15 protein-coding genes are annotated in these 17,948 nt (G+C 66.7%); 6 read left to right on the top strand and 9 right to left on the bottom strand.

Features of this window, described 5'->3' with window-relative positions:
- Position 1 precedes the first annotated feature (1 nt).
- Complete coding sequence (locus ACOOHP_RS17055) at positions 2-1,180, bottom strand: Rieske 2Fe-2S domain-containing protein (protein ID WP_420467686.1); 1,179 nt, start codon at positions 1,178-1,180, stop codon at positions 2-4.
- 70 nt (positions 1,181-1,250) lie between these two features.
- A complete protein-coding gene (locus ACOOHP_RS17050; RefSeq protein ID WP_420467685.1) occupies positions 1,251-2,153 on the bottom strand; it encodes a VOC family protein in 903 nt (300 codons plus the stop codon).
- 271 nt (positions 2,154-2,424) lie between these two features.
- Between ACOOHP_RS17050 and ACOOHP_RS17045 the strand changes: the two genes are divergently transcribed.
- Positions 2,425-4,278, top strand: a complete 1,854-nt coding sequence (locus ACOOHP_RS17045) for a sigma 54-interacting transcriptional regulator (protein ID WP_420467684.1) — start codon at positions 2,425-2,427, stop codon at positions 4,276-4,278.
- A 1-nt stretch (position 4,279) separates the two neighbouring features.
- On the opposite strand, the gene ACOOHP_RS17040 is transcribed toward ACOOHP_RS17045, so the two are convergent.
- The 6 genes from ACOOHP_RS17040 to ACOOHP_RS17015 form a co-directional block, all read right to left on the bottom strand.
- Positions 4,280-5,119 (bottom strand): lysophospholipase, encoded by an 840-nt coding sequence (locus ACOOHP_RS17040; RefSeq protein ID WP_420467683.1) that lies wholly within the window; start codon positions 5,117-5,119, stop codon positions 4,280-4,282.
- A gap of 173 nt (positions 5,120-5,292) precedes the next feature.
- Complete coding sequence (locus ACOOHP_RS17035; RefSeq protein WP_420467682.1) at positions 5,293-6,735, bottom strand: wax ester/triacylglycerol synthase family O-acyltransferase; 1,443 nt, start codon at positions 6,733-6,735, stop codon at positions 5,293-5,295.
- Positions 6,736-6,999: 264 nt separating this feature from the next.
- Positions 7,000-8,007 carry an NAD(P)H-dependent glycerol-3-phosphate dehydrogenase gene (locus tag ACOOHP_RS17030; protein WP_420467681.1) on the bottom strand — a complete coding sequence of 336 codons (1,008 nt, stop codon included), beginning with the start codon at positions 8,005-8,007 and terminating at the stop codon, positions 7,000-7,002.
- Positions 8,004-9,458 (bottom strand): HAD-IB family hydrolase, encoded by a 1,455-nt coding sequence (locus ACOOHP_RS17025; protein WP_420467680.1) that lies wholly within the window; start codon positions 9,456-9,458, stop codon positions 8,004-8,006. The genes ACOOHP_RS17030 and ACOOHP_RS17025 overlap by 4 nt, the downstream gene beginning before the upstream one ends.
- Positions 9,455-11,293 (bottom strand): 1-acyl-sn-glycerol-3-phosphate acyltransferase, encoded by a 1,839-nt coding sequence (locus tag ACOOHP_RS17020; protein ID WP_420467679.1) that lies wholly within the window; start codon positions 11,291-11,293, stop codon positions 9,455-9,457. Before ACOOHP_RS17020 ends, ACOOHP_RS17025 begins: the two co-directional genes overlap by 4 nt.
- A complete protein-coding gene (locus ACOOHP_RS17015) occupies positions 11,290-12,090 on the bottom strand; it encodes an alpha/beta fold hydrolase (RefSeq protein WP_420467678.1) in 801 nt (266 codons plus the stop codon). The genes ACOOHP_RS17020 and ACOOHP_RS17015 overlap by 4 nt, the downstream gene beginning before the upstream one ends.
- 274 nt (positions 12,091-12,364) lie before the next feature.
- Between ACOOHP_RS17015 and ACOOHP_RS17010 the strand changes: the two genes are divergently transcribed.
- From ACOOHP_RS17010 to ACOOHP_RS16990, 5 genes are all read left to right on the top strand, one after another.
- Positions 12,365-13,132 (top strand): SDR family NAD(P)-dependent oxidoreductase, encoded by a 768-nt coding sequence (locus ACOOHP_RS17010; RefSeq protein ID WP_420467677.1) that lies wholly within the window; start codon positions 12,365-12,367, stop codon positions 13,130-13,132.
- 123 nt (positions 13,133-13,255) lie between these two features.
- Positions 13,256-13,591 (top strand): hypothetical protein, encoded by a 336-nt coding sequence (locus ACOOHP_RS17005; protein ID WP_420467676.1) that lies wholly within the window; start codon positions 13,256-13,258, stop codon positions 13,589-13,591.
- Between the two features lie 282 nt (positions 13,592-13,873).
- Positions 13,874-14,230, top strand: coding sequence for a hypothetical protein (locus ACOOHP_RS17000; RefSeq protein WP_420467675.1), 357 nt, complete (start codon positions 13,874-13,876; stop codon positions 14,228-14,230).
- 70 nt (positions 14,231-14,300) lie between these two features.
- Entirely contained in the window at positions 14,301-15,866 is a 1,566-nt protein-coding gene (locus tag ACOOHP_RS16995; protein WP_420467674.1) for an AMP-binding protein, read from the top strand.
- A 160-nt stretch (positions 15,867-16,026) separates the two neighbouring features.
- On the top strand, positions 16,027-17,025 hold the full coding sequence (locus ACOOHP_RS16990) for an NADP-dependent oxidoreductase (RefSeq protein WP_420467673.1): 999 nt from the start codon (positions 16,027-16,029) through the stop codon (positions 17,023-17,025).
- Between the two features lie 64 nt (positions 17,026-17,089).
- Here the strand turns inward: ACOOHP_RS16990 and ACOOHP_RS16985 are convergent, their stop codons facing one another.
- Positions 17,090-17,896: an enoyl-CoA hydratase/isomerase family protein gene (locus ACOOHP_RS16985; RefSeq protein WP_420467672.1), complete on the bottom strand. Its 807-nt coding sequence runs from the start codon at positions 17,894-17,896 to the stop codon at positions 17,090-17,092.
- Positions 17,897-17,948 lie beyond the last annotated feature (52 nt).

Genomic DNA, 17,948 nt, shown 5'->3' with positions numbered 1-17,948 from the left:
CTTATGCGGTTGGAATCCCCCGGCGCGTCTGTACGCCGCGGTTGTGCTGGCTGGCAAGTCGCCGCCAAACCAGGGTGTAGCCGTCGCCCTCGAACAGGTTCTCGACGCTGCGATAAGGCAGTCCGTCGGTGCCGGTTTCCACGCCGAGATTGGCGATCAGATCGGTGCGATTGAACTGCTCGTAGCCCAGGTATTTCCACTTGGTGTGGACCTCGTGCGCGAACGCCGCCTTGTCGGCGTCGGTTTCGCAGGGTTTGCCCCAGGCGATGAAATAGCGGTGGTTCTTTTCGTCCACCGGCACATACCACTCGTAGTGCACCATGCCCAGGATCGGCCAGGGCGCCACCTTCAGCGCACCGGGCAACCAGATCGAGCCCTCGATGGAACCGTAGGCCAGGTAGGCCATCTCGTTGGGTGGAATCTTCGACGCCATGCGCCCGCGCTCGCCGTCGCATTCGAACTCGAATTCGAACACCGGCTCGGATTTCCCCAGCGCGTCGACCAGACCCTTGGGCCCGGGCCCGGTGACCTCGGTGATCTCGTGAAACGTGTCGCCGCCGACGATGCGGTTGGCGATCGGAAACGGACGGTCGAGCGCAGCCAGGAAATGATCGTCCTTGTGGATGAAGATGTGATTCGGATCGAAGCCGGAGTCCGCCGCCAGCCGCCAGTTGCAGGCGGACGGCACGTTCACCGCGCCCACCACCGTCCAGCCCGGATCGAGAAACCCCGGCGGCACGTCGTGCGCCAGTGGCGGTGGCGGATCCATGTCGCCGACGAACGCGAACACCATGCCGTTGATCTCCTGCACCGGGTAGCTGTGCAGATGCCGCTTGCCGATCAGGCGGCTGTCCGGCGCGCTGGGAATGGCCACCAGCTCGCCGTTGCGGAAGTTGTAGGTGAACGCGTGCAGCCAGCAGGTAATCGTGTTCTTGGTGAAGCATTCCGGTTTGGTCGAGAACTTGAAACCGCGATGCAGGCACTGGTCGGCGATCGCGTAGACCTGGCCGTCGATCCGCTTGAACAGCAGGTTCTCGCCGAGCAAGGTCAGCGGCACCAACTGCTCTTCGCCGATCTCGCTGCTGAGCAGCGCCGGATACCAGTGATTGCGAAAGCCCAGCGCGGCGTCTTCGTAGCGTCCCGGCTTGATCTGCAACTCGGGCTTGCGGTCTCCGTCCATGGGTGTCCTCCTCAGGTTTGCAGCTTCGATCACGAGAAAAGCCACGGACGCAATCCGCGGCACCAAGGCATCAATGCCCGCCCGGCGCGGCATGCCCCCAATCGCTGAGCTGCGAGTAGCTGCAGACTTCCCAGTGCTCGGGGTCCACCACCGTGCCGCCGCTGCCGAATTCCACCGCGAAGCCCGAGGGACTGACGGCGTAGAACGAGAACATGCCGTCGTTGGGGTGGTGGCCCAGGCCCATCATGATCGGCACGCCGGCCTCCAGGCAGCGGTCGTAGGCCATGCCGACATCGTTGGGGTCGGACACTTCCACCATGATGTGATGGATGCGCTTGGGAAACGGAACCTGCGCGGTGGCGAACGAGTGATGACGCCCGGTGCGGGTATGGAAGAACGTCCCCTCGAACGGGATCGTGCCCATCGGCGTTTGCAGCGGCGCGCGGATGTGATCGCTCACCCGCAGTCCCAGCACGTCGCGATAGAACGCCACCGTCCGCCCATAGTCCCTGGCCGCGCTCACGTAATGGCCGACCCCCAGCGCGCCGGTGACGAAGCCGCCACGCAGGACTTGCGAGCGAAACGGCTGATCCCTGGGCGCGCAGGCCGGACCGTAGAAGAACTCGTGACGGATGCCGTCGGGGTCGGTGCAGGTATAGACCCGCTCCACCCGCCGCGACGCGGTGAGTTCGGGCGAGCCGGGCTCGGCATGCACGCCGCGCTGCGCGAGTTGTGCGACATAGGCTTCCAGCGCGCCCGCGGTGTCGAACTTCCAGCCGGCGGCAGCGAGATCGTCGTCGTCGTCGCGCTCGATCAGGATGCGCTGCTCGTAGTCGTCCATGCGCAGCGACAAGGCCCTGCCCGGTTCATGGCGGCCCAGTTGCAGGCCCAGCACCGCAACCGCAAACCGCTCCCAGGCGCTCAGGTCGCTGGCCGCGATGCACAGGTAGCCGAGAGTGGAAATTTCCGCCATGGGGTTCTCCGTCCAGGGTGTCGGACCGACGTCCTTGCACCGGTCTCATGAGCGTGAAAGCGCAAGGCTCATGCCATGCGCGTCCGCGACTGCGCCCGTGTTCCTGCCGGTCGCGCATCTGTATGTATTGCCGGGGCATTCGCTCGAAATGCGGCACATCACGCCGGACGCACCACGACTTCGTCGGGACCATGCTTTAATCAAATTCATAAACATGCAAAAGCGTTCTCATCATTTGATGCAAAGCGCGCCAGCGCAGGAGGGCTGCCCCGTGCCTGACCCGCATCGTTCCCCACAACGCTCCCGACCCAAGCTCGCGGGTGCGCCACTGGCGACATCGCGACGCATATCCACCCGCCACGCGGCCGAACTGCGCTTTCCGCAGATCGAGGACATCGCGGAGCGCCTGCATTTTTCGCCGGACCACGGTCGCATCTGGCTGGAGGACCGGCGCATGGTGCTGCTACCGACCGAGGCCTACTGCGATCTGCGTGCAGAGCTGATTGCGATTGCCGGCGTGGAAAACGCACGCGGCCTGATCACGCGCATGGGCTATGTCAGCGGCAGCCGCGACGCCGAACTCGCCAAGTCCACGCGCGGCGACGCCAGCCTGTTCGAAGCCTTCAGCGTCGGCCCGCAGTTGCACGCGCTCAAGGGCATGGCGGAAATCGAGCTGCTCGAATTCCACATGGACACCGCCGCCGGCGAGCTCTACAGCGAATTCCTGTTCAAGGATTCGTTCGAGGACGAACGCCCGTCCGCCGACTCGCAGCTGGACAGCCAAAGCGCCTGCTGGATGCTTGCGGGTTACGCCTCCGGCTACGCCAGCGCGTTCATGGGCAAACGCATCCTGGTGCGGGAGGTGGAGTGCCGCGCGCAGGGACACGCGCAGTGTCGCGCGGTGGCCAAGCCGGTCGAGGACTGGGACGACCCCGAAACCGATCTGCGCTACCTGCAGCCTCTGCCCAGCGCGCCACAGGTCGAAACCGCCGGCCGTCGCGGCCGTCCGCTCCGGCAGGCCCGCGCGGCGGTGGCGAGTCTGCCCGACCCGCCTCGCGGCAGCGCAAGCGATGCGCCGGTCGGCGGGTCGACCGCGTTCAGCACCATCCTGCACCAGATCAATCGCGTCGCGCCGACGCCCGCGGCGGTGTTACTGCTTGGCGAAAGCGGCGTCGGCAAAAGCCTGTTCGCACGCGAGGTACATGACCGCAGCCGGCGCAGCGAGCGTCCCTTCATCGCGGTGAACTGCGCGGCGATCCCCGACACCCTGATCGAGGCCGAGCTGTTCGGCGTGGAGCGCGGAGCGTATACCGGTGCCACCGGTTCGCGCGCCGGTCGCTTCGAGATGGCCGACGGCGGAACGCTGTTTCTGGACGAGATCGCCACCCTGAGCCTGACTGCGCAGGGCAAGCTGCTGCGCGTGCTGCAGTCCGGCGAGTTCGAACGCCTGGGCAGCACCCGCACGCGCAAAGCCGATGTGCGGGTGATCGCCGCCACCAACGTCAATCTCGACGAGGCCCTGGCGCAGCAGAGTCTGCGCCAGGATCTGTACTTCCGGCTCAACGTCTTTCCGATCACGATTCCGCCCCTGCGCGAACGACGCGACGACCTGCCGTTGCTGATCGGTCACTTCCTGTCGCGCTACTCGCAGATGCACGAGCGCCGGCTGCCCGGTATCAGTCCGCAGGCGCTGGCCGCGCTGCTGGCCTATCGCTGGCCCGGCAATGTGCGCGAGTTGGAGAACGTGATCGAACGCGGCGTGATCCTGGCCGACGAGGGCCGTCCGCTGGAGCGCGCGCACCTGTTCGCGACCCGTCAGGCCCTGCCCGCAGGCGATCTCATGCAGCTCGACCAGGGCGGCGCCCTGGTGCCCAGCTCGCAGAGACCGGAAGCCGACGTGCTCGACGCATTCGCCCGCCGGCTGGTGGAGGACAGCACCCTGACCCTGCATGCAGCCGAAGACCGCGCGGTGCTGGCCGCCATCGGCAAGGCCCGGGGCAATGTCACCCAGGCCGCCGCGCTACTGGGACTGACGCGCGCCCAGCTCGACTATCGGCTGAAGAAGTTACGCCACAAAGCCCCGCGTTTGCCGGCGCTTGCGCCGACGGGTCGATCGGCACTCTGATTCAGGCTTTGACGCGCGCGCCGATCCAGTCGGTCATATCCTGCAACACCAGCGCACGATCGGCCGGCAGCTCGTTGAAGATCTCGTGGTACAACCCCGGATAGACCTTGAGCGTCTTGTCCTTGGAACCGCACTTGTCGATGACCATCTGGCTGCCGGCGACGCCAGCCAGCTTGTCGTCCTGCCCGTGCATCACCAGCAGCGGCAACTGCAGCGCCGGCAGCAGCGCCGGCAGTATCTCCACGAAGTTCACGATCTCACCCAGGGTGCGCGCCGGCACCTTGCCGTGCGCGTTCAAAGGGTCGCTGGCATAGGCCGCAACCATGTCCCGGTCGCGCGAGACCAGACTGGGATCGATGCCGAACATGCCGAGCCTGGGCGCGACCATCGACAGGAACTTGGCAATCGGCTTCATCATCGGCGGCGCGCCGTCCAGCGCCACTGCCGGACCCGACAGCATCAGCGCATACAGCTTGCCGGGATTCTTCAGCGCATAGCTCAGCGACAAGGCGCCGCCCATGCTGTGGCCGAGCAGAAAGGTCGGCAGACGCGGCTGCTCGCGGCGTGCCAGGTCCACCAGGTGATCGATGTCCTCGACCGCGTGGGCAAAGCGATCCACGAATGCACGCGGACCACCGGACTTGCCGTGTCCGCGATGATCGATGGCGTAGACCGCACAACCGGCGCCGACCAGCGCCTCGGCCACGTGCGCATAGCGTCCGCTGTGTTCGCCCAGGCCGTGCACCAGCACCACCAGCGCCTTGGGCGAGGTCGGCTGCCAGCTCTGCCAATAAATTTCAACGTCCTTCTTGCCCTTGAAGCGGCCTTCGCTGTGATTCATGAGTTCACTCAGTTGATCCTTGGGCTTGGTGAATCCCGGGTTGCACCCGGGCTACTGTTTCTTGCCTGGGGCGAGGATTTCATCCAGCACCTGTAGCCCGGGCGCAGCCCGGGGTTGTGTGCCACATGCCCAGTGCGTCCCACGCCCAGCCACGGCCCGGGGCTGCACCCGGGCTACCGCTTTTTGCCGAGGGCGATAATTTCATCCAGGCCGGCGCGCAGGCATTCGATCAGCAGCTCCGGCTCGGTGACCGCGGCGCGATCACTGTTGATGCCGATACAGCAGCGGCCGTTGTGCGACATCATCACGATCATCATGCCGCAGCCAGGCACCGGCGCGAACGGCCAGAAGTGGGTGATCTCGGCGCCGGCCATGTACACCGGGTAGGGTATGCCGGGCACGTTGCTGATCTGCGCATCCTGCGCCGCGGTGAAGTCCGCCGTCATCGCGGTGATCGCCGCCAGCGGCAGGCGCGTCACCACCGGCATCATGCGGATCATGATGTCCAGCGCCGCCTCGGCGCGGGTGTCCCTGACGAAGCGCTGGATGTGGCGCACGCGCTCGACTGGATCGTCGATGTCCAGCGGCGCGGCGTACTGGCTGCCGGCGAACTTGTTGCCGCCCATGGGATCGTTGTCGGTGCGCAGCGAAATCGGAAAACCGATCGGCATCTGGTTCAGGGTGACGCCCATTTCCTGGTGATAGCGGCTGAAGCCACCGACCAGCCCCGCCAGGAACACGTCGTTGAGCGAGCCCTGCGCGGCCTTGGCCGCGGCCTTGAAATCCGTCAGCGGGTATTCGATGCCATCAAAGCGCCACGACAGGCTGCGCTTCTTGAACAGCCCGGAACCGGGCACCGGTTTAGTACCCAGCACCCGCTTGGCCGAGGCCAGGTATTCGCGCCCCTTCTGCGCCGCCTCCGGGTCGCGCAGCCATCGTCCGAGCGAGCGGGTGATCGTGGAAACCTTACCGGCTGCCTCCGAGGGCAATGCGAACAGGCTGTTGCGCAACTGCTGGCGGGCGACCTGGGTCGACGTGGGCGCACGCCGGCTGCGCTCCTCGCACGGCGGTCGCGGGCGATCGCTCTCGTCACGCTGCTTGCCCAGCACCCGCGACAGCAACTGGATGATGCCCAGGCCGTCGGAGGTCGCGTGATGCAGCTTGAGCACGTAGCCGGCGCGGCCGCCTTCCAGGCCTTCCACCAGGGTCGCCTCCCAGGGCGAGCGCGCCTTGTCGAACGGCGTCATCGCCAGGTTCTGCGCCAGATCGAAGAACTGCCGCTCGCTGCCGGGTTCGGGCAGACGCACGCGGCGCAGGTGGTAGTCGAGATTGAAATCCGGGTCTTCCACCCACACCGGATTGCCGACGCCAAAGGCCGGATCGACCACGCGCTGACGAAAGCGCGGCACCGCCTGGGTCACCCAGCGATGCCCGGCCACCACGCGATCCCAGTCCGGCGTCTGGTCCAGGAACAGCACCGAGGTGGTCGTTGATCGCAGGCGCGGATCGACTTCCGCACGCCACATCACCGCCTCGAACGCACTCATCTCGGCCGGGCCACCCCACTCGCGCAGTTCGGCCAGCAGGTCGGTTTCCATCGGTTCAGCTTTGCCCATTTGCTCGCTCATTTTTTAGAAGGAACCATTAGCCACGGATCACACGGATGAACACGGATCAAAATCCTGCGTGATTAGCAACGAAGCTCAGCAACCGGGGTGAGGGCCGCTCAGCCAGGTGCTGCGGCGTCGGCGGGGCCCTCACCCCCAGCCCCTCTCCCGCTTGCGGGAGAGGGGAGCACGCAACGCGGCCGGACCGCGGCTCGTCGCCGATCGAGAAATCCTGTGATGCTTCACCCGTGTGCATCCGTGGCAGAAAAAAGTTCAACCCGACTCCTGCTCCGCACCGGCCGCCAGCTTGCGCAGTCCGCGGAAAGCCTGCACCGCACCGTGGTCGCCCCTGACCACGGCAGCCACTTCGCGCGCGATCGGCATGTCCACGCCGTAGCGCGCGGCCAGTTCCATCACCACGCTGCTGGTCTTGATGCCTTCGGCCACCATATTCATCGAGGCAACGATCTCGGCCGTGGTCTTGCCGGCGGCAAACTGTTCGCCGACCTGGCGGTTGCGGCTCAGCGGACTCATGCAGGTGGTGAGCAGATCGCCCAGGCCGGTGAGGCCGGAGAACGTCTCGGCGCGACCGCCCATCGCGACGCCCAGACGGGTGATCTCCGCCAGCCCGCGGGTGATCACCATGGCGCGCGTGTTCTCGCCCACGCCCAGACCCTGACCCATGCCGGCGGAGATGGCGATGACGTTCTTCAACGGTCCGCCCAGCTCGGAGCCGATCACATCGGTGTTGGTATAGACGCGAAACACCGCGCTGGAAAACAGCGGCTGCAGGGCGCAGGCGATGCGCTCATCCGGCATCGCCACCACCGCGGCGGCAGCCATGCCTTGCAGCACTTCGCGCGCGATGTTGGGCCCGGCGAGCAGCCCGGCCGGATGACCCGGCAGTTCCTCGTGGATGATTTCGGTCATGCGCCGCTGGGTGCCCTGCTCCAGGCCCTTGGCCAGGCTGACCACCGGCACCCAGGGTCGCACCCGCGGCGCGACCTGCTTGAGGGTGTCGCGGAAGCTGTGCGAGGGCACGCCCATCACCAGCACGTCGCAGTCGTGCAGTGCCTCGTCCAGATCGGCGGTGGCGCGCAGGTTGCGATGCAGCGGCAGGTCTTTCAGGTACTGGCTGTTGCGCTGATCGCGGTTGATCTCGTCGACGGTGTCGGTGCGGCGCGCCCAGATCAGCGTTTGTGCATTGCGCGCGGCCACTGACGCCACCGTGGTTCCCCAGGAACCCGCGCCCAGGACGGTGACCCGCATCGGTCGGCTCATGAGGCCTCCTTGGATTTCTTGTCGGGCCAGTTCTCGAGGGTCTGCACGTAGCGCTGACGTACTTCGTCGATCCGCTCCGCCATCTCGGAGACTTTCCAGGCGCTGACGTCCACCGGCGGCAGCACTGCGACCTGGATGGTGCCGGAGCGCATGGTCTGGTCGTTGCGGCCCATGATCTCACCGGCATTGCGGATCACCACCGGCACGATCGGCACGCCGGCCTGCATCGCGAGGTGAAACGGGCCTTTCTTGAACGGCCCCAGTTTCGGCGTCCAGGAGCGCGTGCCCTCCGGCGCGATGCATACGGACAGGCCGCTCTTGAGACGATCCACTGCGGGCTTGAGCGCGTCCACCGCCTTCTGCGAGTTGCTGCGATCCAGGAACGCGACTTCCGCCATTTCCATGAAGCGGCCGAAGCCCGGCACCTTGCGTGCCTCGGCCTTGGCCACGCCGGTAAAGCCGCGGCGCACCAGATGCATCATCAGGAACATGTCGAATTTGCTCTGATGATTGATGATGAACACGCAGGGCCGGTGATCGCGCAGATGCTCTTCGCCGATCACCTCGGCCTTGACGCCGAGCACCTTGAACGCGGCGTCGCTGGACATCGAGGTGATCAGATCCACCGCCTTGCGCGTGTCGCCGGTGGCGCGCGCGTACCCCAGCCCGGCCAGGAAGGTCAGCCCCATCGCGCCGTAGGCACCGACGGTGCGTGCCATCGCCTTGACCGGCCCGCGCAGACGCTTGTCGAAGCGCAGGACCGGCCAACCGGCATCGTTCGCGGTCTGCTCCAGCAGTTCCTTGGGCTGCACTGCGGTGGCGTGGCCCACGCTGCGCAGAAATGCGATGTCCTCGTTGCCGTTGGCGTAGCCGTAACTCTGGTCGAGCTTGATGCGCTGCTCGCGCGCGAACTGGCGTACCGCGGCCGCCTTGCCCTCCCCCCAGGCCGGCGCTCCGACGATGCCGCCGGTCAGTTTCCCGTTACGCAGCTTGGCCTGGGTGCACAGGATGTGCTGGATGCCGTACTCCTCGGCCAGCGGCTCGATCTGGTAGCGCGTTGCCGACGAGGCGATCGCCACCGTATGGCCCATGCGCTGATGCGCCTGCACCAGCTTCCAGCCTTCCGGGAACAGAGTGCTGCCGATCTTGGCCAGCCACAGGCGCCGCCACAGCGCGCGCATGTCCTCTTCAGTCTGACCCGCCCATTCCAGGATGCCGTCACGGATGACAGTGGCGAACTCGTCGTCGGTCAGGTCCTTCTTGCGGGCCAGCTTGAAGGTGTCCACCAGCTGCTTGCGCCCCATCTCGCCGCGGCGGATGCGATCGGTCAGATAGGCAGCGGCGGAATAGCCGTCGATCAGGGTGCCGTCGAAATCGAAGAAGGCGCCGATCTTGGGCCCTTTGGGTCCTTGCAGTACGCGATCGATCGCCGTTTGCAGTGCGCTGTTCATGCGGTCACTCCTTCACTGCGCCGGGCGCGGTCCAGTTCTTCGATGGCGGCCACGCTTTGCACGGCGGCAGCCAGTTCGTCGGCAAATTCGCGGCGGCGCTGCGCCAGATCTGCGGCCCCGGGCGTGAGCAAGCCGCGGTTGGCGGCCAGCGACAGCGCGTTGGCGAAGACTTCGCGGGAGACACACTCGGGATTGCGCAGGCGCTGCTGCAGCACATATTGACGCCCCACTTTCACGCACTCCTCGGTCAAGGCTTTCTTGTCGATCTTGAGATCCACCGGTTGCGCGGCCAGGCGATCCGCCACGATGAAATAGGCTTCCAGGAACGGCGTGAGCACCCGGTGGGCGATCAGCACCGGCACCGTCATCAGCAGCTCGCGACGGTCTTTTGCGATTGCCACGCGCTGGCGGAACTTGGGATCAATCAGGCGCGACTCGGCCTTCTGTTCTTCACGGAACGTCGCCTTGTCGCTGAAGAAAAATTCGAACTTGAGCAGGTCGCGCAGGGCAAAGGCCGACGCCCAGGCGCGTTCCAGCGGGCCGGTAATGTCGTCGCGGGTGGCGTCCAGCAGCGCCAGTTCCAGAATCGCGCGATTGACGAACCAGTGGACCGCACTGTTGCGATAGAACGCGGCTACCGAGTGCTGGCCGGTTTCGATCTTGAACACCGTATCCAAACCGCCCTCGTGTCGGCTGACCACCCCGCTGCCTTCGAGCATGCGCAGGGTGTCGTCCACGCCGGCGGTGGTGCGCAGGTTTTCCAGGTGCGAGCTGGGCAGGCCGCGTGCATCGGCGTAGTCCAGCAGCGGCAGCACCTGCTCGTGCACCTCGCTCAGGGTCAGCGCGCGGTCGCGCATGCCCAGCAGCGCAAAGGCCACCAGCGCCGGCGCGGTCACCGGCGTACAGCGGTTGATGCGCTGGAACACTTCAAACGCGATCTTGGCCACGGTCCACTTGCCGCCGCCCTCCTCGTCGGCCTGCGCCAGGGCTTCGCGCAAAGACAGCGGCTCACCGAATCGCACGTAGGCGGTGCCGATGCGCTTCTGCTGGGTGCGCGCATAGCCGGCCAGCCACAGCAGGTTTTCCTTGGACTTGGTGGCGCCGGCCTCTTCGGCCGCCATCACGCTGACCTCGTGCATCAGGTCGTAGGTGGTCGACACCGGCACCAGCAGCATGTCGTCGGCGCCGCCGGACTCGATGGCCGACACCAGATAACTCAGCAAGCCGTACTTGGGCGGGCGCAGCTTGCCGGTGCGCGAGCGGCCGCCCTCCATGTACCACTCCAGGTTCAGGCGCTGCGATGCCAGCCAGGCCAGGTATTCGCGCACCACCAGCTTGTAGACCTCGTCGTCCTGGAAGCTGCGGCGGATCAGAATGCCGCCGCTGCGGCGGATGATGGTCCCCAGCGGCCAGAAGCCGAGGTTGTTGCCGCCCAGGATGTGGTTGCGCTTCATGCCGTGATCGCGCAGCAGGCGCGACAGGATGAAGGCATCGGCGTAGGAACGATGCGTGGGCAGGTACACCAGCGCATGCTGCTGGTTGAGCGCCTTGAGTTCGCCCAGCGCGGTCTCGTCGACGTCCACCGTCCACGCCCGCGTGTGCAGTGGCCCCAGACCGTAGTCGAACGCCGCGGCGAATGCCGGGCTCTGCACGGTGACGATCTCTTCCAGCCCGATCCGTGCTTCGGCGGCGACGTCTTCCGGCGTGCGTCCGATCTGCCGGGCCAGCACCGCGACCTGCTCCTGGAAACGCTCGGTAGCGGCGACCTTGCGCGCCACCTGCTTGCGTTGCAGCAGGGTGGCGGCCACCAGCGGATTGAGCGCCATCAGATTCATGGCGCTGCCGTCATCGCTTCGGCGCGGGCCGTGGTCTGAAGGATCACCTCGGCCACCTGCTGCGGGTCGTCGTACATCGGCACATGGCCGACGCCCTTGACGATCAGGTGCTGCGCGCCCTTGACCCTGTCCCGCATCGGCTTGCCGTAGGTTTCGTAGGGAATCACCTGGTCGTGTTCGCACCAGGCGATGGTGACCGGCGTACTGCCGGCATCCAGCGGGCGCAGACCGCCCTTGTCGCGCATGCTGGTCAGCAGCGCCGGCAGCATGGCGGTGCGTCGCAGGGAGTTCATGGCGCCACGGAATTCGTCGGGCGGCATGCGGTCGCCATGCATCATCGCCTGCTTATTGAGGGCGCGGCGCACGCCGGCAAAGCGCAGCAGCCAGGCGGTCAGGAAGATCAGTACCGCGATCAGGGCGAACACCCGCCGGAACGGGGTTTCCACCCGGCGGTAGGCTTCCGGCGTGGTCCAGCCGCCGGCCGGCGACAGCGCGGTGACCGAGCGCGCCACGCCGCGCCGCGCCAGTTCCAGCGCCAGCCAGCCGCCCAGGGAATTACCCGCAACATGGGGATTGTCGATCCCGCGTGCGCGCAGGTCTTGTTCCAGCACGTCGGCCAGCGCGTCGACGGAAGGCTCGACACCGTCCGGCAGCGCCGGCCCGCCGAGATGGCCAGGCAGGGTCAGCGCCACCACCCGGTGTCGGGCGCTCAGCAGGTCCAGCACCGGCTTCCAGATGTGCCAGGTGCCGCCCAGTCCGTGCAGTAGCAGCAGGGTGGACCCGGTTCCGCTTTCCAAAGCCGCGTCCGATGTCCGCGTTCGATCCACAGCACGCTCCCTTTTGCCAGCCCGGTCCGGTCGTCCCCGCCCCTTGCGAGCGCGGGCAGCCCCAATTGTTCCGCTTCCAGAATAGCGGGTTGAAACCGGCTGCCAACCCGGACTTACGACGGGGCAACAGGGGCATCGCGCCGCTGCATCATGGGCTTTGCGTCCACCGCCCAGCATAGTAGTATGGTGCCATACTACGTTAGATCACCTCTTACCCTCAACACGTCTCAAACGGAGAAATCACTTGCGCGGACTCAAGGACAAGGTGGCCCTGGTCACCGGTGCGGCCAGCGGCATCGGCTTGGCCATCGCCCAGCGGCTGGCCGAGGAAGGCATGATCGTCGGGGTGCTCGACATCAATGCCGAAGCCGCGTCCAAGGCGGTGCAGGAGATCAAGGCGGCCGGCGGGCGGGCCGAATCCGCGGTGTGCGACATCACCGACTACGAGGCTGTGAAGGCCGCGGTGGCAGAGATCGAGGGCAAGATCGGCCCCACCTGGGCGCTGGTCAACAACGCCGGCTGGGACAAGCCCATCCCGTTCCTCAAGACCACCCCGGACTTCTGGCAGAAAGTGGTGAGCATCAACTACATGGGTCCGCTGCACATGACCCACGCCGTGGTGCAGGGCATGGTGCAACGCGGCGGCGGACGGGTGATCTTCATTGCCTCGGATGCGGGACGGGTGGGCTCCTCGGGCGAGGTGGTGTATTCGGGCACCAAGGGTGCGACGATTGCGTTCGCCAAGGCCCTGGCGCGCGAAGTGGCCCGCAAGAACGTGACGCTCAACTGCCTGTGTCCCGGCCCCACCAACACGCCGGCCATGGACGCGTTTGTCGGCACCGGCGAGGAAGGCCAGAAGATTCGCGACGCCATGGTGCGCGGCGTGCCGCTGGGCCGCATCGGCGAACCCTCCGATTACCCGGGACTGGTCGCGTTTCTGGCCAGCGACGACGCCGCGTTCATGACCGGTCAGACTGTCAGCGTATCCGGTGGTCTGACGATGCACGGTTGAGACGGGCTGACAATTAAAGATGACGATCGGCAGAATCCGCTGCCGGCGTGGTGCTTGGTCCCAGGCTGCGCACCTTTCCACCGGGCCTTGCGGCCCATGTAGATGAAACGAGGAGAAGTACCTATGACGTTCAAGAAACTTGCGGTCGCCGCGGCGCTGTCGCTGGCCACGGTGTCCGCGCACGCGGCGCCGGGCCTTCCCGGCCTCGGCACCAGCGCGCCGGCGGCGCTGACCGCGCTCGGCCGTCTGGCCGACCCGGTGCTGCAGCCGATGCTGGCGTTCTCGGCCCCCCTGGTCGGTGGTCTGGTGCGAACGGCGCCACCGGTCTTCCTGCTGCTGGGTGATCTCACCGGTGGCGTGACCAATGCGTTTCTGGTCACCACCCCGGCGATCGGGCGTCCGGACCGCGTGCGGTTCGCGGACCGTCCGTTCCTGGCCACGCTGCCCGGCCTGCGCTGAGCAGGGCACAGGCGCCGCGCCTTCCGTCGGGAGGCGCGGCGTTGTTGCTGGCGGTCTTTGCGGCAACCTCGCCGGGGTGACGCCACGCGTCCCAAGCTCGCGCCCGGGTGCGGGCGCACCCGTGAGATCTGCACGCGGCCGCCGGACGCAAGACCAGCGATTCGCATCCGGTTGCGCATCCGGACTCTGATCGTAAGGGTCCCCTACGAAACCATTCCGAGACCTTTGCCGTGTTCTTCAGTCGTGACGGAATTTTCGCCACTTCGACTGGAGAGTCTCGCAATGCGCTTCAAGAAAACCTTCTTCGTGGCCGCACTGGCCCTGGCGTCGTTCTCGGCGCAGGCGGCGCCGGTCGGCGGCGGCTTGGGCCAGGCGGTGCCGCGGCTGCTGACCTCGCTGGGCGTCATCGCCAATCCGCTGCTGCAGCCAGTGCTGAGCATCAGCGGTCCCATCGTCGGCGGACTGGTGCAGAACGCCACACCGTCGCTGTTCCTGTTGCTGGGCAACGTCGGCGCGGGTCCGATCAACGCCTTGCTGGTGCGCACACCTTCCATCGGCGGACAGCGCCCCGGCCTGTTCGGGCGATCGCTGGACGGCGCTCCGGCGCGGGCACTGCCGCCGCTGCCCGGTTTGAGGTAACCCCCCGTCGGCGCGACGCCTGCAGTGGCGGGTGTCGCGCCCGGAGCTGCGCTTGCGGCGGTGTCGCGGCGTGACATTGCAGCACCCGCGGTTCCACACGTCGTCCGCGGCGCCGCATCGGCACCGCGCCATCGCCCTGCACCTGGCCGACACCGGCGAGTCGTTGAGCTACGACGAACTGGTGGAACATGCCGACCGCGCCGCACAGCTGTTCGCGCGACTGGGGCTGCGCCAGGGCGATTGCATTGCAATCCTGCTGGAGAACCACATCCGCTATCCGGAACTGATCTGGGCAGCGAAAAACTCCGGCCTCGTGTATGCCTGCATCGGCAGCCTGTCCAGTGCCGACGATGCCGCCTACATCGTCGACAACTGCGACGCCAGGCTGCTGATCAGCACCGCCCACCTGGCCGCTACCGCGCTTGCGGTCGCCGAACGTCTGGGCCCGCGACTGCAGTACCTGATGATCGACGGCGCACAGGCACCGTTCCGTGCCTACGAGCCGGCGATGCAAGGCGAACCCGCCGTGCCGCTGCCCGGTCGCTACCGCGGCCCGTCGATGCTGTACTCCTCCGGCACCACCGGGCGGCCCAAGGGCGTGCGCGTTGCGCTGACGTCCGAGCCGCCGGAACAGCCGCCGCGACGGCACGCGATGCTGCAGTCCCGCTACGGCTTCGACGCCGACACCGTGCTGCTCAATCCAGGGCCGCTGCATCACGCCGCGCCCGGTCGCTTCATGGTGTGTGTGCAGCGCTGCGGCGGCACCGTGGTGGCGTTTCGCAAATTCGATGCGCTGGACGTGCTGCGCGCGGTACCCGAGCATCGCGCCACTCACGGACTGTTCGTGCCCACCATGTTCGTGCGCATGCTGCAACTCGACGCAGACCTGCGCACGGCGACAGACCTGTCGAGCCTGCGCTGTGCGATTCATCTCGGCGCGCCCTGCCCGGTACCGATCAAGCGGCAGATGATCGAGTGGCTGGGGCCCATCGTGGAGGAGTTGTACGCCGGCACCGAATCGGTGGGGCACAGCTTCATCAGCTCGTCCGAATGGCTGCAACACCCCGGCTCGGTGGGTCGGCCGGATGCCGGCTGCGAGATCCGCATCGTCGGCGACGCCGGGCAGTTGCAGCCGCCGGGCACGCCGGGGCTGATCCAGATGCGCAACGGCAACCGCTTCGAGTATCACAAGGACCCGGACAAGACGCGCCAGACCATCGATGCCGACGGCTGGGGCAGCCTCGGCGACATCGGTTATCTGGACGAGGACGGCTATCTGTACCTGACCGACCGTCAGTCGCACATGATCGTGTCCGGCGGCGTCAACATTTATCCGCAGGAATCGGAAAACCTGCTGGCCGCGCATCCGGCGGTGATGGATGTGGCCGTCATCGGCGTGCCGCATCCCGAGTACGGCGAAGCGGTCAAAGCGCTGGTGCAACTGCGCGAACCGGCCGCGGGCGCCACCGCCATGGCCGGCGCGCTGATCGCGCACTGCCGTGCCAGCCTGTCGCATTACAAGTGCCCGCGCAGCGTGGACTTCGTCGATACCCTGCCGCGCAATGAAGCAGGCAAGCTGCTCAAGCACCGGATCAAGGCGCCGTACTGGGTAGGGCATGCGACGCCTTTGATCTGACCTTCGGTACCTAATGACGAATGCATGGGCCACGGATTTCACGGATGAACACAGTGGCGACAGGGGTCACAACGGTGGTTCGCACGCGAGTCGGAACCTTCCGCTTGCATCCGTGAAATCCGTGGCAAAACCAGTCAACTCCCCCTCCACACGAACCCTCATGAACAACCGCCAGATCGTCCTCAAGTCGCGTCCCGTCGGCATCCCGCAGCCGCAGCATTTCGAACTGGTGCAGGCGCCGGTGCCGGAGTTGAAGGACGGCGAGTTCCTGGTCGAAAACCATTACCTGTCGGTGGACCCGGCCCAGCGCGGCTACGTCAACGACGAGAACAACTACGCCCCGCCCGTACCCATCGGCGCGGTCATGCGCGCCATGGCGGTCGGCAAGGTCATCGCGTCCAGATGCGCCGGCGTCAGCGTCGACGAGTTCCACTACGGCTGGTTCGGCTGGCAGGACTACTGCGTGGCGACGCCGGCCGGCATCCTGCGCAAGATCGATCCAGAGCTGGCGCCGCTGTCCACCAACGCCGGCCTGCTCGGCATCAACGGCCTCACCGCCTATCTGGCACTGCACGACATCGGCCAGCCCAAGGCCGGCGAAACCGTGCTGGTGACCGCCGCCGCTGGCGCCGTCGGCAGCATCGTCGGCCAGCTTGCCCGGCAGGCCGGGGCGCGACCGGTCGCCGTCGTCGGCTCCGACCAAAAAGGCGAGCAGTGCCTGCGGGATTTCGGCTACGCCGATTTCGTCAACTACAAGCAGCCGCTGGAAGCGGCACTCAAGCGCACCTGTCCCAAGGGCGTGGACGTGTTCTTCGACAACACCGGCGGCGAGATCGCCGACACCGTGCTGCGCCAGATGGCCTTGTTCGGCCGCGTGATCCAGTGCGGCACCCTGTCCATCGCCTCCTGGGTGCCCAATCCCACCGGCCTGCGCAACGACCGCGAGATCCTGACCCGGCGCCTGCGCATGGAAGGCTTTGTGATCTTCGATCACCTCAAGCGCTACGACGACACCGCTCGAAAGCTAGCAGCCATGATCCAGGCCGGCACCCTGCGCTACGCCGAGGACATCGGCACCGAAATCGCGGACGCGCCGCAGGCGCTGGTGGACGTGTATGCGGGGCGCAACACCGGCAAGAAACTGATTCGGCTGCGCTGAGCAAGCCTTGACCCCACTGCGGCCGCGCCGCGCAAATGCCGTGCACGGGTTCGCAGCAGTCGCATCACTGATCGCGATACTGCGGCGGCCGGCGCTGCTTGAACGCCGCCACCGCTTCCTGATGGTCCGCCGTTCCCAGCAGGATCACCTGCTGGCGGTCCTCCAGCGCCAAGCCGGCGTCGAGGCTGCCGGCGTCGATGGCCAGATTGAGCGCGTCCTTGGTCATGCGCAGGCCCATCGGCGAGGCCTTGAGCATGTCCTCGGCCAGGGCCAGGCCGGTATCCAGCAGCGATTCCGCCGGCACGATCTCGCTGACCAGCCCCGCTGCCAGGGCACGCTGGGCGCTCATGAAGCGGCCGGTCAGGAGGAACTCGGAGGCCACCGACAGACCGACCAGGCGCGGCAACAGATACCCCGCGCCCATGTCGCAGCCGCCGAGCCCTACGCGCAGATAAGCCGCGTTCATGCGCGCCTCCGGCGCGGCGTAGCGAACATCCGACGCCAACGCCAGCGAGAATCCCGCACCGCAGGCAGCGCCATTGATCAGCGCGATGATCGGTTGCGGGCAAGCTCGCATGTGCCGGATCAGCCCGGAGTACAGATGCTGCAGTTCGAGCTGCCGCTGCGCGCGTCCCGGCCCGGTCGATGCAAACACCGCCGAATCCAGGTCCGCACCCGCGCAGAATTCCTTGCCCTGCGCCCGCAGGACGATGACACGCACCTGTGTTCGCGATGCCGCCGTGCTGAAGTAGTCGTGCAGGGTGCGCGCCATCTCCACGTTCAACGCATTGAGCTTCTGCGGCCGGGCCAGCGTGAGGATGTCGACGGGGCCACGGGATTCGATCTGGACAGGTGCTGCTGGCGTGCTCATAGATCGGTCTCCTGTTGGCGAGGCGCAAAGTCGCCTCTGGCCGGCCGATTGC

The organism is Panacagrimonas sp., from assembly GCF_965216805.1.
Taxonomy (GTDB): domain Bacteria; phylum Pseudomonadota; class Gammaproteobacteria; order Nevskiales; family Nevskiaceae; genus Panacagrimonas.
The sequence above is the reverse complement of the archived record's forward strand: the minus strand, read 5'-3'. Positions and strand labels throughout refer to the sequence as shown.